This is a genomic window from Dryocola clanedunensis subsp. sulfonylureivorans, assembly GCF_016756775.1.
Taxonomy (GTDB): Bacteria; Pseudomonadota; Gammaproteobacteria; order Enterobacterales; family Enterobacteriaceae; genus Dryocola; species Dryocola clanedunensis.
Window position 1 is genome coordinate 121,148 of record NZ_JAERMU010000008.1, and the last position, 16,541, is coordinate 137,688.

General features: G+C 54.7%; 15 protein-coding genes. 6 read left to right on the top strand and 9 right to left on the bottom strand.

Annotation, left to right across the window (positions count from 1 at the left end):
* Positions 1-42: 42 nt before the first annotated feature.
* Genes yciT through HYQ67_RS10225 form a run of 3 tightly spaced genes read right to left on the bottom strand, consistent with a single transcriptional unit; the run spans position 43 to position 4,182 of the window.
* On the bottom strand, positions 43-801 hold the full coding sequence (gene yciT, locus HYQ67_RS10215) for a DNA-binding transcriptional regulator YciT (RefSeq protein WP_202303583.1): 759 nt from the start codon (positions 799-801) through the stop codon (positions 43-45).
* Between the two features lie 43 nt (positions 802-844).
* Entirely contained in the window at positions 845-3,277 is a 2,433-nt protein-coding gene (locus HYQ67_RS10220) for a formate C-acetyltransferase/glycerol dehydratase family glycyl radical enzyme (protein ID WP_202303584.1), read from the bottom strand.
* Positions 3,278-3,282: 5 nt separating this feature from the next.
* Positions 3,283-4,182, bottom strand: a complete 900-nt coding sequence (locus tag HYQ67_RS10225; protein WP_202303585.1) for a glycyl-radical enzyme activating protein — start codon at positions 4,180-4,182, stop codon at positions 3,283-3,285.
* 133 nt (positions 4,183-4,315) lie between these two features.
* Here HYQ67_RS10225 and fsa point away from each other — a divergent pair, with 133 nt between their 5' ends.
* Complete coding sequence (gene fsa / locus HYQ67_RS10230; RefSeq protein WP_202303586.1) at positions 4,316-4,978, top strand: fructose-6-phosphate aldolase; 663 nt, start codon at positions 4,316-4,318, stop codon at positions 4,976-4,978.
* A gap of 42 nt (positions 4,979-5,020) precedes the next feature.
* Here the strand turns inward: fsa and yciZ are convergent, their stop codons facing one another.
* Positions 5,021-5,203 carry a protein YciZ/DeoL gene (gene yciZ / locus HYQ67_RS10235; protein WP_202303587.1) on the bottom strand — a complete coding sequence of 61 codons (183 nt, stop codon included), beginning with the start codon at positions 5,201-5,203 and terminating at the stop codon, positions 5,021-5,023.
* Positions 5,204-5,571: 368 nt separating this feature from the next.
* Between yciZ and HYQ67_RS10240 the strand changes: the two genes are divergently transcribed.
* From HYQ67_RS10240 to HYQ67_RS10250, 3 genes are read left to right on the top strand one after another with little or no spacing between them, the layout of a single operon-like run.
* Positions 5,572-5,931: a GtrA family protein gene (locus tag HYQ67_RS10240; protein WP_202303588.1), complete on the top strand. Its 360-nt coding sequence runs from the start codon at positions 5,572-5,574 to the stop codon at positions 5,929-5,931.
* Positions 5,931-6,887 carry a glycosyltransferase family 2 protein gene (locus HYQ67_RS10245; protein WP_202303589.1) on the top strand — a complete coding sequence of 319 codons (957 nt, stop codon included), beginning with the start codon at positions 5,931-5,933 and terminating at the stop codon, positions 6,885-6,887. Before HYQ67_RS10240 ends, HYQ67_RS10245 begins: the two co-directional genes overlap by 1 nt.
* On the top strand, positions 6,887-8,434 hold the full coding sequence (locus HYQ67_RS10250) for a DUF3329 domain-containing protein (protein ID WP_202303590.1): 1,548 nt from the start codon (positions 6,887-6,889) through the stop codon (positions 8,432-8,434). The genes HYQ67_RS10245 and HYQ67_RS10250 overlap by 1 nt, the downstream gene beginning before the upstream one ends.
* Positions 8,435-8,494: 60 nt before the next feature.
* On the opposite strand, the gene umuC is transcribed toward HYQ67_RS10250, so the two are convergent.
* Positions 8,495-9,757 carry a translesion error-prone DNA polymerase V subunit UmuC gene (gene umuC, locus HYQ67_RS10255; RefSeq protein ID WP_202303591.1) on the bottom strand — a complete coding sequence of 421 codons (1,263 nt, stop codon included), beginning with the start codon at positions 9,755-9,757 and terminating at the stop codon, positions 8,495-8,497.
* A 7-nt stretch (positions 9,758-9,764) separates the two neighbouring features.
* Positions 9,765-10,211 (bottom strand): translesion error-prone DNA polymerase V autoproteolytic subunit, encoded by a 447-nt coding sequence (gene umuD / locus HYQ67_RS10260; protein WP_202303592.1) that lies wholly within the window; start codon positions 10,209-10,211, stop codon positions 9,765-9,767.
* A gap of 212 nt (positions 10,212-10,423) precedes the next feature.
* On the opposite strand from umuD, the gene HYQ67_RS10265 reads away from it, so the two are divergent.
* Complete coding sequence (locus tag HYQ67_RS10265; RefSeq protein ID WP_202303593.1) at positions 10,424-12,112, top strand: sensor histidine kinase; 1,689 nt, start codon at positions 10,424-10,426, stop codon at positions 12,110-12,112.
* Positions 12,106-12,825, top strand: a complete 720-nt coding sequence (btsR, locus tag HYQ67_RS10270) for a two-component system response regulator BtsR (protein WP_202303594.1) — start codon at positions 12,106-12,108, stop codon at positions 12,823-12,825. Before HYQ67_RS10265 ends, btsR begins: the two co-directional genes overlap by 7 nt.
* Before the next feature lie 14 nt (positions 12,826-12,839).
* On the opposite strand, the gene yjiA is transcribed toward btsR, so the two are convergent.
* From yjiA to HYQ67_RS10285, 3 genes are all read right to left on the bottom strand, one after another.
* Positions 12,840-13,802 carry a GTPase gene (gene yjiA, locus HYQ67_RS10275; RefSeq protein WP_202303595.1) on the bottom strand — a complete coding sequence of 321 codons (963 nt, stop codon included), beginning with the start codon at positions 13,800-13,802 and terminating at the stop codon, positions 12,840-12,842.
* A gap of 11 nt (positions 13,803-13,813) precedes the next feature.
* Positions 13,814-14,017 (bottom strand): YbdD/YjiX family protein, encoded by a 204-nt coding sequence (locus HYQ67_RS10280; protein WP_105592421.1) that lies wholly within the window; start codon positions 14,015-14,017, stop codon positions 13,814-13,816.
* 133 nt (positions 14,018-14,150) lie between these two features.
* The gene (locus tag HYQ67_RS10285; protein ID WP_202303596.1) at positions 14,151-16,304 is read right to left on the bottom strand and encodes a carbon starvation CstA family protein; all 2,154 of its coding nucleotides are present in this window, start codon (positions 16,302-16,304) and stop codon (positions 14,151-14,153) included.
* Between the last annotated feature and the right edge of the window lie 237 nt (positions 16,305-16,541).

Sequence of the window (16,541 nt, forward strand, 5' to 3'; positions counted from 1 at the left end):
AGCACTGCCTGCGAAAGCACAGGCAATGGCAAAGGATTTTAGTTAACTTAAAGGAAATTGCTTCACGATATCAACGAGCAAACCATTGTTTTGCAACTGCTGACTTGCCGTGTCGCTCAGACCATCGTCGGTAATCACACGGCTAAAACGATCCATCGGACCAAGTGTATACGGATGCGTTGCGCCAAACTTGCTGCTGTCCGTCAGCACAATTGCTTCACTGCCTTTTTCCAGCACCGCGTTTACCACGTCGGCGCGCATCATGTCGCGGCCGGTAAAGCCTGTTTCTGGCAAGAATCCATCAATACCGATAAATGCCTTACTGAAGTGAACCTGCTGGATGAACTGACGGGTCAGGGGGCCGACCATGCTTTCACTTTTCTTCTGGTAAATGCCGCCCAGCAAAATTACTTCGCAGTTGGTATCTTTGAGAAGATGAGCGATATAGCTGCTGACGGTGATAAGCGTCACACGCTTACGTTCGGCAAGCGTACGGGCGAGAAGTGCATTGCTGCTACCGTTCTCAATGAACACAGTCTCACCGTCGCTAACCAGCGATGCCGCAAACTCAGCAAGATTTTGCTTCAGCGTGAAGTTGTTCATCATGCGGGTTTCGACGTCGTCACTTTCCAGCGGCACCGCGTAACCGTGGGCGCGACGCAGGTAGCTCCGCTTTTCCAGAAGATTCAAATCCTGACGGATGGTCACTTCGGAAACGCCGGTTGTCTTAGCGAGATCGGCCACGCTCATACGGCCCTGATCGATCACCATCTGTAATATGATTTGTTGTCTGGAATTCATGTCAGCCAATTATAGGCGGTGGTTTTCGCCACCGCCGAAGTTATCAAAGAGTGTGTTCAGTTCGGGCTATAATATCATCCTGCGCGTCCGGAGATAAGGCCGTAAAGAATGCCGAATAACCTGCTACGCGCACCACTAAATCGCGATACTTGTCAGGATGTTGTTTGGCATCGAGCAGCGTTTCGCGGGAAACGATGTTGTATTGCACGTGCCAGCCTTTATGCGCTTCGAAGAAGGTGCGCAGCATAAACATCAGTTTCTCACGGTCGCGCGGGTTATCGAGCGTGGCGGGATTCAGTTTCTGATTAAGCAGTACGCCGCCCAGAATCTTGCTGGTTGGCAATTTCCCAACGGAGCTTATTACCGCAGTCGGCCCCAGGCGGTCAGTACCTGATGCCGGGCTTGCCCCTTCCGCCAGCGGCGTTGTCGCCTTACGGCCGTCAGGCGTTGCCATAGTTGCGGCTCCAAAAGGCACGTTTGCAGAAATTGACGAGGTGCCCGCATAGTAGGTGCCGCCAATGGGCCCGCGTCCAAAACGGGTATTGTGATACTGCTTCAGTTCATCAATATAGGTCTGGTAGGCTCGCGCCAGCAGCAGATCCACTTCGTCTTCGTCATTGCCATACTTAGGCGCGCCGTTGATCAGACGCTGGCGCAGCTGTTCGCCGCTAAGCCCGTCAAAATCGTTCGCCAGCGCTTCGGCGAGCTGCTGCTGACCAATCACACCCTGTTCAAACACCAGCTTACGCACCGCCGCCAGGCTGTTGCCCAGGTTGGCGATCCCCACCTGCAGGCCAGAAACCCAGTCGTACTTCGCGCCACCCTGTTTGATGCTCTTACCGCGTTCGATGCAGTCATCCACCAGCGCAGAGCACAGAATATCGTGGGCGTTTTCTTCCAGCACGGTATCCACCACGCATTCGATCTCAATGGACTTCTGCGTGTAGTAGCGAATCTGCTCGTCCCAGGCGTTCATCACCTCGTCGAAAGAGGTGAAGCTGCCGTCAGACAGCGCCTTTTCCTGCGGCAGGAAAACTTTCCCGCTGGTGGCGTCACGGCCATGCTCAAGCGTTGCCAGCATGACGCGGGCAAAGTTGATGAAGCTCATGCCGGTGCAGCGGTAGCCCCACTTGCCGCCGACGGCGGTTTCGATGCAGCCAATCGCCGCATAGTCGTAGGCATCTTCGCGGCTGACGCCGAGCCTGATGAACTCGTCGATAACTATTTCGTCGTTGTTAAAGGCAGGCATCCCAAAGCCGCAGCGAATGACCTGAACGCAGGCGTCCAGGAAGTCATTGCTCATTCCCGCGTGGTAACGCACGCTGAGATTTGGCTGGGTAGATCGCAGCTGGCCGCAGGATTCCAGTACGGCATAAGAGAGCGGGTTGACCGCATCGACCGCATCCCCGTTGAGCAGCGTCTGGCCGCCGATGGTCACGTTCTGATACAGCGGGCTGCCCGCCGAGGCTTTGGAATGCGAGCCGGAGCGAATTTTGTTTACCTCCAGCAGCTTAAGCCAGCAGCTTTGCAGCAGTTCGATGGCCTGCTCGCGGCCCAGGGTTTGCTCCAGCTCAACGTCGCGGCGATACCAGGGATAAAGGTACTGGTCCAGACGACCAAAGCTGACGGAGTGGCCGTTGGACTCAATCTGCAGCACCAGCTGTACGAAGTAGCTCAGCTGTAGCGCCTGCCAGAAGGATTTCGGCGGCCGGTGGGCGATATATTCGCAGTTATCCGCCATTGCCAGCAGCTCGTCGCGGCGGGCAGGGCGAGATTCTTTGCCCGCCATCTCTTTTGCCAGCGCCGCAAAGCGCAGGATATGGTCGCTCAGGGCGCAGAAAGTAATCTCGATCGCCTTCAGGAACTGCTCTTTATGCAGATCGTCCCAGTCGGTGAGATGCAGACGTTCGCGGCGTTCGGCGACTTTCTCGCGCAGCCCGTCAAGCCCCAGCTCCAGCAGCAGCGGGAAATTCACCGCCAGGTGCGCGTCGCCGGAGGTCATGTTGCCTTCAGCTTTGATAATGCCAGTGGCCAGCAGCGCTTTTTGCTCGTCGGTAAACATCCCGTAGCAGCGGTCCTGCACAGTCTGGCCTTTCCACCACGGGCAGATTTCATGCATCACGGCTTTGTCTTCTTCCGTAATAGAGAAGCCCGCGCCCGGACGGTCGCCCAGCTCGTCGATCTCTGTTTCAATCCAGCCCACGGTATATTCCGGGAAGAAAGGCGCACCGCGCACGTGGCTGGCCTGGTTGCCGACAATCAGCTCATCATGTTTGATCCAGATGGTGCGTTCGGCGAGATGATGTGCCAGCGCCAGCGCGCGGCGAACCGGCAGCGGTTTATCCTGATGCTGCTGATAAATAGTAGTGTAGTGCCGGGCGCGCTCGGTACACACCGGCGGCTTCACGATATGGATCAGCGCTTCTTTGTGCGCTTTGACGCGCGGGCTGAGAAAGTTCAGGTTCAGTTCGGTCATGATGTTTATCCTCTTATCCAGGCGGTCATGCCTTTCTGGCTGGCATACTGTTCGGCAAACTGCAGCAGGTCGGGCGCATCAAGGGGTTTCTGCGCTGCCAGATAGGGCACGTTCAGGAGTTTGTATTTGTTGATACCTAAGGTGTGGTAGGGCAAAAAATGAATCGCCTTCGCGCCGATTTCGTCGGCGGCAAAATCGCTGATGGCGCGAATGGACCGCTCATCAGCGTTAAAATCAGGGATCAGCGGCACGCGAATGGTCATCTCCACGCCGTGGGCGGCAAGCCTGCGGAAGTTATCCAGCACCCGGTCGGCATTGCCGTCCGTCCACTGCTTAAAGCGCTGTTTATCGACGTGTTTGAGATCCGCCAGCAGCAGATCCAGATGCGGGAGTGAAGGTTCGATATACTTCCACGGCACGTGCAGACAGGATTCTACGGCGGTGTTGATTCCGGCTTCTTTGCTGCGTTGCAGCAGCGTGCGCGCCAATTCAGACTGCATAAACGGCTCGCCGCCCGAGAGGGTAATGCCGCCGCCGCTGCGGTCGTAAAACGGCTTATCGCGCAGCACTTTTTCCATAATGGCGTCTGCGCTATGGGTTTCGCCGCACACGGTCAGCGCCTGCGTCGGACAGCAGTCGTTTAAAGCAAGAATGTCGGCATCGGTGACTTTTCCCCGGGCGATAACCAGTTTGTTATCTGTGCGGGAGATCGCCTGCGGCGCGGCATGCTGGCAAAGCTCGCATCCGGCGAGGCAGAGACGTTCGTCAAATAAGATGTCGTGCGTGCGGGCGCGGCTTTCAGGGTTCTGGCACCAGCGGCAGCCGAGAGAGCAGCCTTTCAGGAAGACGACCGTGCGGATGCCCGGGCCGTCATGTGTCGAGTAACGCTGAATATTGAAAAGCATAATTACGCCCTTAACTTTCTTTCGTAAATTAAATAGGTTTCGAATGAAAGTTTTATTGATTTCGATCAGGAATCAATCAGAAGGCGAAGCTATGATGACGGCAATGAGATCTGCAACGAATCTGGAGAACCTTATGGAACTGTATTTAGATACCGCCGACGTGGCTGCCGTTAAGCGGCTGGCTCGCGTTCTGCCCCTGCAGGGCGTGACGACTAACCCATCGATTGTTGCCAAAGCCGGCAAGCCGATCTGGGACGTATTACCTGCGTTGCAGGATGCGCTGGGTGGAGAAGGCAAGCTGTTTGCTCAGGTCATTGCGGCAAATGCGGATGAGATGGTGCGTGAAGCGCAGCTGTTGACCAGCCGTATACCGGGAATCGTAGTGAAAGTACCGACGACGGTCGAAGGCCTTGCGGCGATGAAACAGCTGAAAGTTCTGGGCATCCCAACGCTTGGCACCGCTGTCTACGGTGCGGCACAGGGGCTGCTGGCCGCGCTGGCCGGTGCGGAATACGTTGCGCCGTATGTGAATCGCCTGGACGCGCAGGGCGGCGACGGCATTCAGATGGTTCAGGATCTGCAGCAGCTGCTGACGCTGCATGCGCCGCAGTCCAAAGTGCTGGCCGCGAGCTTCCGCACGCCGCATCAGGCCATGTCCTGCCTGCTGGCGGGCTGTGAGTCCATCACCTTACCGGTAGACGTCGCCGATCAGCTGCTGACCACACCCGCCGTCACCGCCGCCATCGCTACCTTTGAAAAAGACTGGCAGAGTGCTTTTGGTTCTTTAAGCCTCTGATAAATGACCTCCTCTCCGCCGGGAGAGGAAATATCAGGTGTCTCAAATCTCCCACGGCGATTTTTTCAACTCGCCGTCCTGCGGCGCTTCGCCGCGGGCAATGCTCAGCAGCTCCGCCTTCAGGATCTCAAGGTTGTTAATCGCCGAGGCGTGATCGCCGCCGACCAGAATATCCAGTACCGTATCAATACGTCTGGCGAGCTGCTGCGGGTCCACTGTAGGCATAGCGCATCCTTTTATCTGCGGGTTAACGTTAGCGAATAATGCAAAAAAAGGCCGCCAAAGAGAAGGCGCAAGAGCCATTTTTTCCGCTATTCATCAACAGATTATCGCACAAGATATAAGTAATGATGATTAAAGGCGGCTATCCGCGAGCATGAGCCACGGGCACGTCGCTGATTTTTGTTGTCCAGGAGGAGGCTGGGCTGTACCGCCCAGTGGATTTCAGACTCTCCTGTCTTGACAAAACGTTTTAAGGAAGCAACGCAACAGCTAAATTTTGTGCTTTTCAGTGATAAATGTTGATTTGAGTTCGGGATGTCCAGGGAAATGATGGTAAACTTTCCCGCTTTGCATAACTCATCAAATTGATAATGTGGCATTACTTCATTAAATACACGTCTGTCGGCGTGATAAATACGTTAATACACTGGTTGGTGTTCGCGGTTTGCATCTACGTGTATCACACCCATCAGGCCCTCGCTAATTTCCTGGGATTTAGCCTCGCGGTCAGTTTTTCTTTCTATGCTAATGCCCGCTACACCTTCAGGATGACAACAACAAAGCGGCGCTATGTGATGTATGTCGGTTTTATGGGCTTGCTTAGTATTGCCTCCGGCTGGGCAGCAGAAAAATGTGGTCTGCCACCGCTTGCAACGCTTGTTGGTTTTTCCGCTTTGAGTCTGATCTGCGGTTTTATCTACTCAAAATTCATTGTATTCAAGGACGCATGATGAAAATCTCACTGGTTGTTCCTGTATTCAACGAAGAAGAAACCATTGGTATTTTTTATAAGGCGGTTCGCGAGTATCAGGCGTTACAGGCCCATGATGTTGAAATTGTCTTCATTAATGATGGCAGCCATGATGCTACAGAATCGATCATCAACGCACTAGCTGTTGCCGATCCTCTTGTTGTCCCCCTCTCGTTAACAAGAAACTTTGGTAAGGAGCCGGCACTTTTTGCCGGGCTGGATAACGCCAGCGGTGACGCCATTATTCCTATTGATGTGGACCTTCAGGATCCGATTAGCGTCATTCCACAACTCATTGATAAATGGCTTGAAGGCGCAGATATAGTGCTGGCTAAACGCTCAGATCGTTCCATTGACAGCCATTTGAAACGTAAAACGGCCGGCTGGTTCTATAAGCTACATAATAAAATTAGCACCCCGCATATTGAAGAAAACGTTGGTGATTTTCGGCTGATGAGCCGCGAGGTGGTGGATAACATCAGGCAGTTGCCTGAACGCAACCTGTTCATGAAAGGCATTCTGTCCTGGGTCGGTGGGCGTACTGAGGTCGTCATGTATGCCAGGGCAGAACGTATCGCCGGTAAAAGTAAGTTCAACGGCTGGAAACTCTGGAACCTGGCGCTGGAAGGTATCACATCTTTCTCTACTTTCCCTTTGCGTATATGGACTTACATTGGTCTGGTTGTGGCAATGCTCTCCTTCACTTATGGCTTCTGGATGATTTTAGACAAGGTGATTTGGGGGAACAGTGTCAGAGGGTATGCCTCGCTAATTACCTCTATTTTATTCCTGGGCGGTATCCAACTCATTGGGATTGGGGTTCTGGGTGAATATATTGGGCGCATTTATATTGAGGCGAAAAAACGCCCAAGGTATATCCTCAAGAAACAAATCATTACCAGACGACAAGAAACAAAAGAAGATAAGGATCGTTAATGAAAAGCATCACCAATAAACTTGTACTTTTAATTGCCTTTTTTTCTGTATTCATTATTGAATGGTATACCCCGATTCACTCAGATGATTATCGGTATGCATTACTGGGACTCTCCTTCGACGCGCACCTGCATCATTACCTTACGTGGAGCGGACGTATTGTCGCTGACTACAGCAGTACACTGCTACTCGCTTCCGAATCAAGGTTCATTTTTTCTGCGCTGACGGCCCTGGTGGCGGTACTATTCTGTTATATCATCGTTAAAACGCCGACCGGAACATTGCGATGGAGAAAATATGATGCCGCCATATTTACGCTCATTTTTGTCACATTTTGGGTCGCTAACCCAAACATTGGACAAACAGTTTTTTGGCTAGTCGGTAGTGCGAATTATCTCTGGACCAACCTGTTTGTCGTCGCATGGATATGGAATCTTTACCGTATTCAGATTCAGCGAGAGGAACGTACGCAATTTGTTATGCTCCTTTTAGGCGTACTCGCGGGTTGCTCCAATGAAAGCGCTGCCCCCTTCGTTGTGGGGCTTGCGGCGCTCGCTGTTGTCTATGATTTCTGGTTAAACAAGAAGTTACAGCTTAACAAGTGTCTTTATTTTATCTCGACACTGTTCGGTGCCAGCGTATTAATTTTTTCGCCAGGGAATTTTATTCGTGCATCAGGATTACATGCCGTCAACTGGTACAATAAATCTATCCTCGAGAGGCTGGAAATTCATCTCAGCGAGCGTTTCTTCAACCACCTTGCGCTGATCTGGATCTCCTATGTCGTGCTGGCTTTGCTCGGCATTATCTTTGTCTTTGCTCGTAAAAAAGAGTGTCGGTTTAACAAATTCAACCTCAGCATAATTGTGCTTATGCTGTTGGTCGGGGTCGGCACGGCCTTCATTATGATGGCTTCTCCTTCTTACCCGGATCGGGTAATGATGTCGACTTTTGTGTTTTTCCTGTTAGCGATCTCGTTTCTGGTACGTGAGCTGGTTAATACCACAAACAAACAAGTGCTCAACGGTGTGTATGTGTTGACCGCCATCGTGTGCGCGGTGTTTATCTGGTCGTTCTCTCTGATGTATGCAGCATATACCCGTGTATACCAGCAGGATCAGGTACGGCTTGATGTCATTAAATCCCAGTTAATGCAGAAAAAAACTGACTTTACGATCCCTGATTTTCACTTCCTGAAAATGCAGAACAGCGGCGGCGAGTTTGGCTTTTTCCACGATCCTGCGGTCTATGGGGAGTATTTTGGGGCGCGCACAATCAACAGGAAAAAAGTTAATTTTGATTATTCTGTGTTGGCTGCAGGTAAGAGTGTCGCGCTGAACGACTTCACCACGGTCAGATATAACAACGACGGAGATTTGATGCTGGTTAGCCTTCGTCCGTTAGAGGGCACGTTGCATTTCAATGCCGGGGGCATCGCAACTGAAATGCCGATGTCACGATGGAAATTTGCACAAATCAACAACCAATACTGGTATTACACCCATATCAACAAAGGTGACGTAACCAACGTTACGCTGGCCAAGTAAATCAGGCGGCCTGCCGCCATTGGTGGCAGGCCGTGATCGGTTGCTGACAAAGCAAATCTTTCATCCGCGAGCATGAGCCACGGGCACGTCGCTGATTTTTGTTGTCCAGGACTGGGAAAGCAGAGCGCGTTTCATCTGCCACTCCTGCTGAATACCCTGACCGGCAAACCAGAGTTTGCTCATACCTTTCTTTTTCACCTCGTCGAGCAGGCCCATCAGGGCTTCGCTGTTGGGGCGCGGAGCACGATCGTCAAACAAATTCAGCTGCGCTACGCCCTGACTGTAGAAATCCCCCAGCATGACTCCCGCCTTTTGATAGCGTGGCCCGCTCTTCCAGATTTCATCCAGGCAGCGAGTCGCCGCCGCTATAATGTCACGAGTGTCCTGCGTGGGGGTCATAAGCCGGGTGCCGCAGCTGTTGCCGTAATAAGGTTCGTGAAGATCGAACGGGCTGCTTTTGATAAAGGCGCTGATGTAGCAGCAATACTGGTGCTGGGCGCGAAGTTTTTCGGCGGCGCGTGCGGCATAGTTGCATATCGCTTCCCGAACGGAGCGGTAATCCTGCACGCGGGTGCCAAACGAGCGGGAGCTGATAATTTCCTGTTTTACCGGCACAAACTCCTCAAATGCCAGACAGGGCTCACCGCGCAATTCGCGAACCGTTCTTTCCAGCACGACGCTGAAGTGTTTGCGGATAAACCGCAGATCGCTGTCTGCCAGCTGGAGTACGTTGTCGATTCCCATAGCGTTCAGCTTTTTACCTATTCGCCGTCCCACGCCCCAGACTTCGCTGACGGGCATCAGCGCCATCAGCTTTCGTTGCCGCTCGCGGCTGGAAAGATCGACCACGCCTTCGGTCTGCGTCCAGAGCTTAGCCGCATGGTTGGCGAGCTTCGCCAGCGTTTTGGTGGGCGCTATTCCCACCCCTACGGTCAGCCGGGTGCGTTTATAAATAGTCCTGCGGATCTCTCGTCCAAAAGCGTCCAGATCGCGAATACCGGTTACGTCGGCGAAGGCTTCATCGATGCTGTAAACCTCCACGCGTGGGCAGATCTCTTCCAGCGTATCCATTACCCGATAGCTCATATCCCCATACAGCTCGTAGTTGCTGCTGAAGGTGATAACGTTATGCTTCTCGAAGATATCCCGCTGCTTGAAGTAGGGCGCACCCATGGTGATAGCCAGCTTTTTAGCTTCTGCCGAACGGGCGATCACGCAGCCATCGTTATTGGAAAGCACCACCACCGGCAGGCCCTGTAGCTTTGGGTTCCAGGCCAGCTCGCAGCCGGCATAAAATGAATTCACATCGACAAGGGCAAACATAGCGCGATCAACTGGCTGACTGGCGGGCGCAAACGCGACGAAAAGTATTAATGACGGTAGTGACAACGCCCACGATGCGGGTATCGTCCTCATCATTAAGCAAAATAGGCGCATACTCCGGGTTTTCTGCTCGCAGGTGTGGTGTGGGGCGCAGCACCAGGCGCTTCACGGTGAACTCACCGTTCAGGCAGGCGACAACGATATCGTAATGGTCGGCCCGCAGGCTGCTGTCTACCAGCAGCAATGAGCCGTCCAGAATACCGGCATCCCGCATTGACTCACCCGAGACGCGCAGCACGTAGGTTGCAGAAGGGTGGGAGATCAGGTGCTTTACCAGGTTGATCCCCTCATCCATATAATCGGCCGCCGGGCTGGGGAAGCCAGCAGAGATACGCTCCAGGTACAGGGGAAGCGTCGGGGAGGTCGGGCTGACGTCAAGACGGTACAACATCATGATCGGTTACTCATATGTACTGTGAATATATACAGTGTTAACTGAATCGCTGTCGCGATCAAGCCGCTTGCCGACACTTTCTGAAAAGCGCTTGATGTACTGATGAATTTAGCTCGTTATCACGGCGCGTTTCGGTAACTTCAGGCTAATTCAAAGAAATCGTTTCCGTTGCAGGGTAGAGTAGCGGCGTGTTGGATAACGGATGTCCGGATATGTATGAATTCAATTTAGTTTTGCTGCTGTTACAGCAAATGTGCGTGTTTCTGGTTATCGCCTGGCTGATGAGCAAAACGCGCCTGTTTATTCCGCTGGTGCAGGTCACCGTGCGTCTGCCGCACAAGCTGCTGTGCTACATCACCTTCTCCATCTTCTGCATTATGGGCACCTATTTTGGCCTGCATATCGAAGATTCAATTGCCAATACCCGCGCTATTGGTGCCGTAATGGGCGGCCTGCTGGGTGGGCCGGTGGTCGGTGGATTAGTGGGCCTGACCGGGGGCATTCATCGCTACTCCATGGGCGGAATGACGGCGCTCAGCTGCATGATCTCCACCATTGCGGAGGGGCTGCTGGGCGGCCTTGTTCACAGCGTGCTTATCAAGCGCGGGCGGCCCGATAAAATTTTTAATCCGCTGGTGGCAGGCGGCGTCACGTTCGTGGCGGAAATGGTGCAGATGGCGATCATTCTGCTTATCGCCCGGCCTTTCCAGGACGCGCTGTCGCTGGTCAGCAATATTGCCGCGCCGATGATGGTGACCAACACCCTGGGCGCCGCGATGTTTATGCGCATCCTGCTGGACAGGCGCGCCATGTTTGAAAAATACACCTCGGCTTTCTCGGCGACGGCGCTGAAAGTGGCGGCCTCGACGGAGGGGATCCTGCGGCGGGGCTTTAACGAAGAGAACAGTATGAAGGTGGCGCAGGTGCTGCTTAAGGAGCTGGATATCGGCGCCGTGGCGATCACGGATCGCGAAAAGCTGCTGGCCTTTACCGGCATCGGTGACGATCACCATCTGGTGGGCAAACCCATCTCTTCTGACTACACCTGGCGGGCCATCGAGCACGACGAGGTGGTCTATGCGGACGGCAACGAGATGCCTTACCGCTGCTCGCTGCACCCCAACTGCAAGCTCGGCTCAACGCTGGTGATCCCGCTGCGCGGTGAAAATAAGCGGGTTATCGGCACGATAAAATTGTACGAGGCCCGTAACCGACTCTTCAGCTCCATCAACCGTACGCTGGGGGAAGGCATCGCCCAGCTGCTGTCGGCCCAGATCCTTGCCGGCAAGTTCGAACAGCAAAAGGCGCTGCTGGCGCAGTCGGAAATCAAACTGCTGCATGCCCAGGTGAATCCGCACTTCCTGTTCAACGCCCTGAACACGCTGATGGCGGTCATCCGTAACGACAGTGAGAAAGCGGGGCAGCTGGTGCACTACCTGTCGACGTTCTTTCGCAAAAATCTTAAGCGCTCCTCCGGCACGGTCACCCTGGCCGACGAGCTGGAACACGTGAACGCCTATCTGCAAATTGAGCTGGCGCGCTTCCCGACCCAGCTGAAGGTGGATTTACAGGTGCCGGACGCGCTGTCACAGCACAGCCTGCCCGCATTCACTTTGCAGCCGCTGGTGGAAAATGCCATTAAACACGGCACTTCGCACCTGCTGTGCAACGGCAATATCATTATTCGCGCCTACGGCGAAAACGAGCTGGTGGTTGTTGAGGTGGAAGATAACGCCGGGCTGTACCAGCCGGAAAAAATCAGCGACGGGCTGGGCATGAGCCTGGTGGATAAACGTCTGCGCGCGCGTTTTGGCGACGATTACGGTATTACCGTAAGCTGCAAACCCGATGAGTTTACCCGCGTCACTTTAAGACTGCCGGTGGAGGGATCCGCATGTTGAGAGTACTGATTGTTGATGACGAACTGCTGGCGCTCGAGAATTTACGTTTGCTGCTGGAGGACGAAAGCGACATTGAGATCGTCGGGGAGTGCGCCAACGCCATAGAGGCGATTGGCACCGTTCATAAGCTCCGTCCCGACGTGGTGTTTCTGGATATTCATATGCCGCGCATCAGCGGGCTGGAGATGGTCGGCATGCTTGACGAGCAGCATCGCCCGCACATTGTTTTTCTCACCGCCTTTGATGAGTATGCGGTGCAGGCTTTTGAACAGTGCGCCTTTGACTACCTGCTGAAGCCCATTCAGACGGCACGTCTGCAAAAGACGCTGGACAGGCTGCGGCAGGGAAATCAGACGCAGGATGTCTCGACGTTGCCTGACTACCAGCAGCCGCTAAAATTTATCCCCTGTCTGAGCAACAGCCGAATCTGGCTGTTACAGATGGAAGATGTGGCCTTTGTCAGCAGTCGGGTAGGCGGAGTGTACGTCACCCGGCAGGATGGCACGGAGAGCTTTACCGAGCTGACGTTGCGCACGCTGGAAACGCGCACGCCGCTGCTGCGCTGCCACCGGCAGTACCTGGTGAACATGAACTACCTGAAGGAGATCCGCCTGGAGGATAAAAATCAGGCGGAGCTGCTGCTGCGCGACGGGCAAATCGTGCCGGTCAGCCGCCGCTATCTGAAAGCGCTGAAGGAGACGGTGGGGCTGTAAAGCCCACCGTTGTATCAGGCAGGCCGTAGCCGGGCAAAGGCCTCACGGATTTCGGCTTCGGGCAGCTGCAGACCAATGAACACCAGCGCGCTGCGCGGCGTTTCGTCCGGCTGCCATGGGCGATCCCAGTCTGCGCTGTACAGCCGCTGTACGCCCTGGAACAGCAGGCGGCACGGCTGCTCTTCGATCCACAGCATGCCTTTATAGCGCATCAAATTATCCGCAAAGCTGCTCAGCAGCTGTTCCATGACGGCAGACACAGCGGACAGCGCGACCGGGTAGTCCAGCTCCACAACAATAGACGAGACGGCGTTTTCAGCTGGCGCGATGCGGTGGAAGAGGGGTTTTGCAACCACCACATCTTCTTCCAGCATAAAGCCGCGGGTATCAAACAGCAGCGTCAGGTCGATATCACCCTGAACCACTTTATAAACGGGCGCGCGAGCGTTAATGCGCTGCAGCCGCTCAATCAGCTCGGGACTGTCGCCGGCAATATCAGTTTTGGTCAGCAGGATGCGGTCGGCATAGCCAATCTGCGACTGGGCAATAGCGAACTTATCCAGCTGCGAACCCGCATGCACCGCGTCCACCAGCGTGATAACCCCGTCCAGCAGATAGCGTTCGCAGATGATTTCGTGGGCGAAGAAGGCCTGTAAAATCGGCCCCGGGTCAGCCATGCCGGTACACTCGATAACCAGCCGGTCAAAATAAACCTCGCCTTTGTCGTAGCCGTCCAGCAGATCCAGCAGCGCCGCTTCCAGCTCGCCGGAGCGGGTACAGCAGATGCAGCCGTTGGCAAGGGTGGTGATGCGGGTGGCGCCGTCGCCAAGCAGCTGGCTGTCGATGGGCATCTCACCAAATTCATTCTCGATAACCGCTATTTTATGATCCTGCTGCTTATGGAGAATTTGCTGCAAAAGGGTGGTTTTCCCTGCGCCGAGAAAGCCGGTTAAAACTGTTACCGCAATCGGGGTCATAATTTTTCCTGTTAACAACAACGCATTCCGCCTTTACCGTCCCCGCCATAGCGCGCCTGCTGGCGTTCACGGAAAAACTCTTTGTAGGTCATCACGGGCTTATCCGGATGGTTAGTCTGCATATGCAAAACGTAGGTATCGTAATCCGGGATGCCTACCAGCATGCGGGCGGCCTGGCCGAGATACTTTTTTGCCGCGCCTAAGTTATCAAACATACGTCACCTCTGGAGCTTGCTGAAACCTCTTTTGCAGATTGGATAAACGCAGCGTCACCCGTTAGCTTCACCTGTCGAAGCAGGCAAAGCGGTGGATGACGCTGACGCTTATCCCCCCTACAAAACCCAGAGATTAATGACCGTTGGAGATCTCAATGCCGCCTTCAGGCACCGGCACAAACGGCGTCTCTTTGTCGGTTCGCTGGTCGTTATTACGGGCCTGCTTAATCGCGCGGATGCCGTAGAAAATAATGCTGTACACCACGATCAGGAACAGGATGCTCAGCCCGGCGTTAGTATAGTTGTTGATGACGATGTGGTGCATGTTGCTGATTTGCTCCGGCGTCAGATCCGCACCGGCGTTAGCGATGCGCTCTTTATACTGGCCGGCCATATAGAAGAAGCCTTCCATCTGCGGATTGGTGCTGAACAGCTTCATGCCCAGCGCCCAGGTAGTGCAGAGCAGCAGCCACAGTGCAGGCACCACGGTAACCCAGATATAGCGGGTGCGTTTCATCTTCACCAGCACGACGGTGGCGAGGATCAGCGCGACGGCGGCCAGCATCTGGTTCGAAATACCAAACAGCGGCCACAGGCTTTTCACGCCGCCTAACGGATCGACCACGCCCTGATACAGCAGATAGCCCCACAGGCCAACACAGCCAGCGGTGCCGATAATACCTGCCACCAGCGAATCGGTTTTTTTCAACCCCGGGATAAAGTTACCCAGCAGATCCTGCAGCATAAAGCGGCCGGAACGCGTGCCCGCATCCAGCGCCGTCAGGATAAACAGGGCTTCAAACAGAATACCGAAGTGATACCAGAAGCCCATGTCCGCCAGCGGCATGATCTTGTGGAATACGTGCGCAATCCCTACCGCAAGCGTAGGAGCACCGCCCGCGCGGTTCAGCACGGATGGCTCGCCGATATCTTTCGCCGTTTGCAGGATCTGCTCAGGGGAGATAACAAAGCCCCAGGAGCTGACGGTGGCGGCGGCATGGGCGGTCACGTCTTTTAGCTGCGCCATGATAAGCGGTGCGTTCTCACCGCCCAGCTCGTGCAGGTTTGGCATGGTAATGCCCAGGCCCGCAGGCGGCGTATTCATGGCGAAGTAGAGGCCCGGTTCGATGATAGAAGCGGCAACCAGCGCCATCACCGCCACAAAAGACTCCATCAGCATGGCGCCATAGCCAATGAAACGCGCGTCGGTTTCGCAGGCCAGCAGTTTTGGCGTGGTGCCGGAGGCGATCAGCGCGTGGAAACCAGACACCGCACCGCAGGCAATAGTAATAAACAGGAACGGGAACAGCGCGCCTTTCCACAGCGGGCCAGTGCCGTCCGTGTACTGGGTCAGTGCAGGCATTTTCAGCTCAGGATTCAGGATCACGATGCCGATGGCCAGCCCGACGATAACGCCGATTTTCAGGAAGGTCGCCAGGTAGTCGCGCGGGGCCAGAATCAGCCAGACCGGCAGCAGGGCGGAGACAAACGCGTAGCCAACCAGGGCAAAGGTGATGGTGGTATCTTTAAAGGTCAGCGCCGGGCCCCAGTACGGGTCGTGGGCAATCACGCCGCCGAACCAGATGGAAGCCACCAGCAGGATCACGCCAATCACCGAGATCTCGCCCACGCGCCCAGGACGGATGTAGCGCATGTAGATCCCCATAAACAGGGCAATCGGCACCGTTGAGCAAACGGTAAACACGCCCCACGGGCTTTCCGCCAGCGCCTTAACCACGATTAAGGCCAGCACGGCCAGAATAATAATCATGATCAGGAAGCAGCCGAACAGGGCGATAGTGCCGGGAACCGGGCCCATCTCTTCTTTGATCATCTCGCCCAGGGAAGCCCCGTTACGGCGCGAGGAGATAAACAGCACCATAAAGTCCTGCACGGCACCGGCCAGTACAACGCCCGCCAGCAGCCACAGCACGCCGGGTAAATAACCCATCTGCGCGGCAAGCACCGGCCCGACCAGCGGACCCGCCCCGGCGATAGCGGCAAAATGGTGGCCGAACAGCACGTTGCGGTTCGTTGGCACGTAGTTCAGTCCGTCGTTGTTCAGCACGGCTGGCGTCGCGCGGTTAGGGTCGAGCTGCATAACCTTTTGCGCAATGTAGAGGCTGTAGTAGCGATAGGCCACGATATAAACCGAGACCGAAGCCACGACTATCCACAGCGCGCTGATATGTTCACCCCGTCGCAGGGCAACCACGCCCAGGCAGCAGGCGCCGAGGATGGCAATCACCATCCATGGCAGGTGCTTGAATATCTTATTTTTGTTCATAATCATCCCAGTGTTTAATGACCAGCGAAATTCCCTCTCAGGCTTGTCCGTTCAGGCTTAATGTCAGAGGGAGCCTGTTTTCGGGCAACAGGGTGCCAAATCTGGCGGCCCGAAAGGGGAAAAATTGCCCAGCGGTCACAGAGGGGAATAAGCGGTTATCTGACGGGATAAGCGGTTAAGGGGAGGCAAAACGGCCTGAAATTTGCGAGTCAGATCACGGTGAACGGGGCGAAGGCC

Excerpts from the sequence above, each read along its gene's own strand:
- yciT (WP_202303583.1), bottom strand. The coding sequence starts at position 801 with ATGAATTCCAGACAACAAATCATATTACAGATGGTGATCGATCAGGGC.
- umuC (WP_202303591.1), bottom strand. The coding sequence starts at position 9,757 with ATGTTTGCCCTTGTCGATGTGAATTCATTTTATGCCGGCTGCGAGCTG.
- umuD (WP_202303592.1), bottom strand. The coding sequence starts at position 10,211 with ATGATGTTGTACCGTCTTGACGTCAGCCCGACCTCCCCGACGCTTCCC.
- fsa (WP_202303586.1), top strand. The coding sequence starts at position 4,316 with ATGGAACTGTATTTAGATACCGCCGACGTGGCTGCCGTTAAGCGGCTG.
- HYQ67_RS10220 (WP_202303584.1), bottom strand. The coding sequence starts at position 3,277 with ATGACCGAACTGAACCTGAACTTTCTCAGCCCGCGCGTCAAAGCGCAC.
- HYQ67_RS10250 (WP_202303590.1), top strand. The coding sequence starts at position 6,887 with ATGAAAAGCATCACCAATAAACTTGTACTTTTAATTGCCTTTTTTTCT.
- HYQ67_RS10280 (WP_105592421.1), bottom strand. The coding sequence starts at position 14,017 with ATGTTTGATAACTTAGGCGCGGCAAAAAAGTATCTCGGCCAGGCCGCC.
- HYQ67_RS10225 (WP_202303585.1), bottom strand. The coding sequence starts at position 4,182 with ATGCTTTTCAATATTCAGCGTTACTCGACACATGACGGCCCGGGCATC.
- HYQ67_RS10245 (WP_202303589.1), top strand. The coding sequence starts at position 5,931 with ATGAAAATCTCACTGGTTGTTCCTGTATTCAACGAAGAAGAAACCATT.
- HYQ67_RS10240 (WP_202303588.1), top strand. The coding sequence starts at position 5,572 with ATGTGGCATTACTTCATTAAATACACGTCTGTCGGCGTGATAAATACG.
- HYQ67_RS10285 (WP_202303596.1), bottom strand. The coding sequence starts at position 16,304 with ATGAACAAAAATAAGATATTCAAGCACCTGCCATGGATGGTGATTGCC.
- yjiA (WP_202303595.1), bottom strand. The coding sequence starts at position 13,802 with ATGACCCCGATTGCGGTAACAGTTTTAACCGGCTTTCTCGGCGCAGGG.
- btsR (WP_202303594.1), top strand. The coding sequence starts at position 12,106 with ATGTTGAGAGTACTGATTGTTGATGACGAACTGCTGGCGCTCGAGAAT.
- yciZ (WP_202303587.1), bottom strand. The coding sequence starts at position 5,203 with ATGCCTACAGTGGACCCGCAGCAGCTCGCCAGACGTATTGATACGGTA.
- HYQ67_RS10265 (WP_202303593.1), top strand. The coding sequence starts at position 10,424 with ATGTATGAATTCAATTTAGTTTTGCTGCTGTTACAGCAAATGTGCGTG.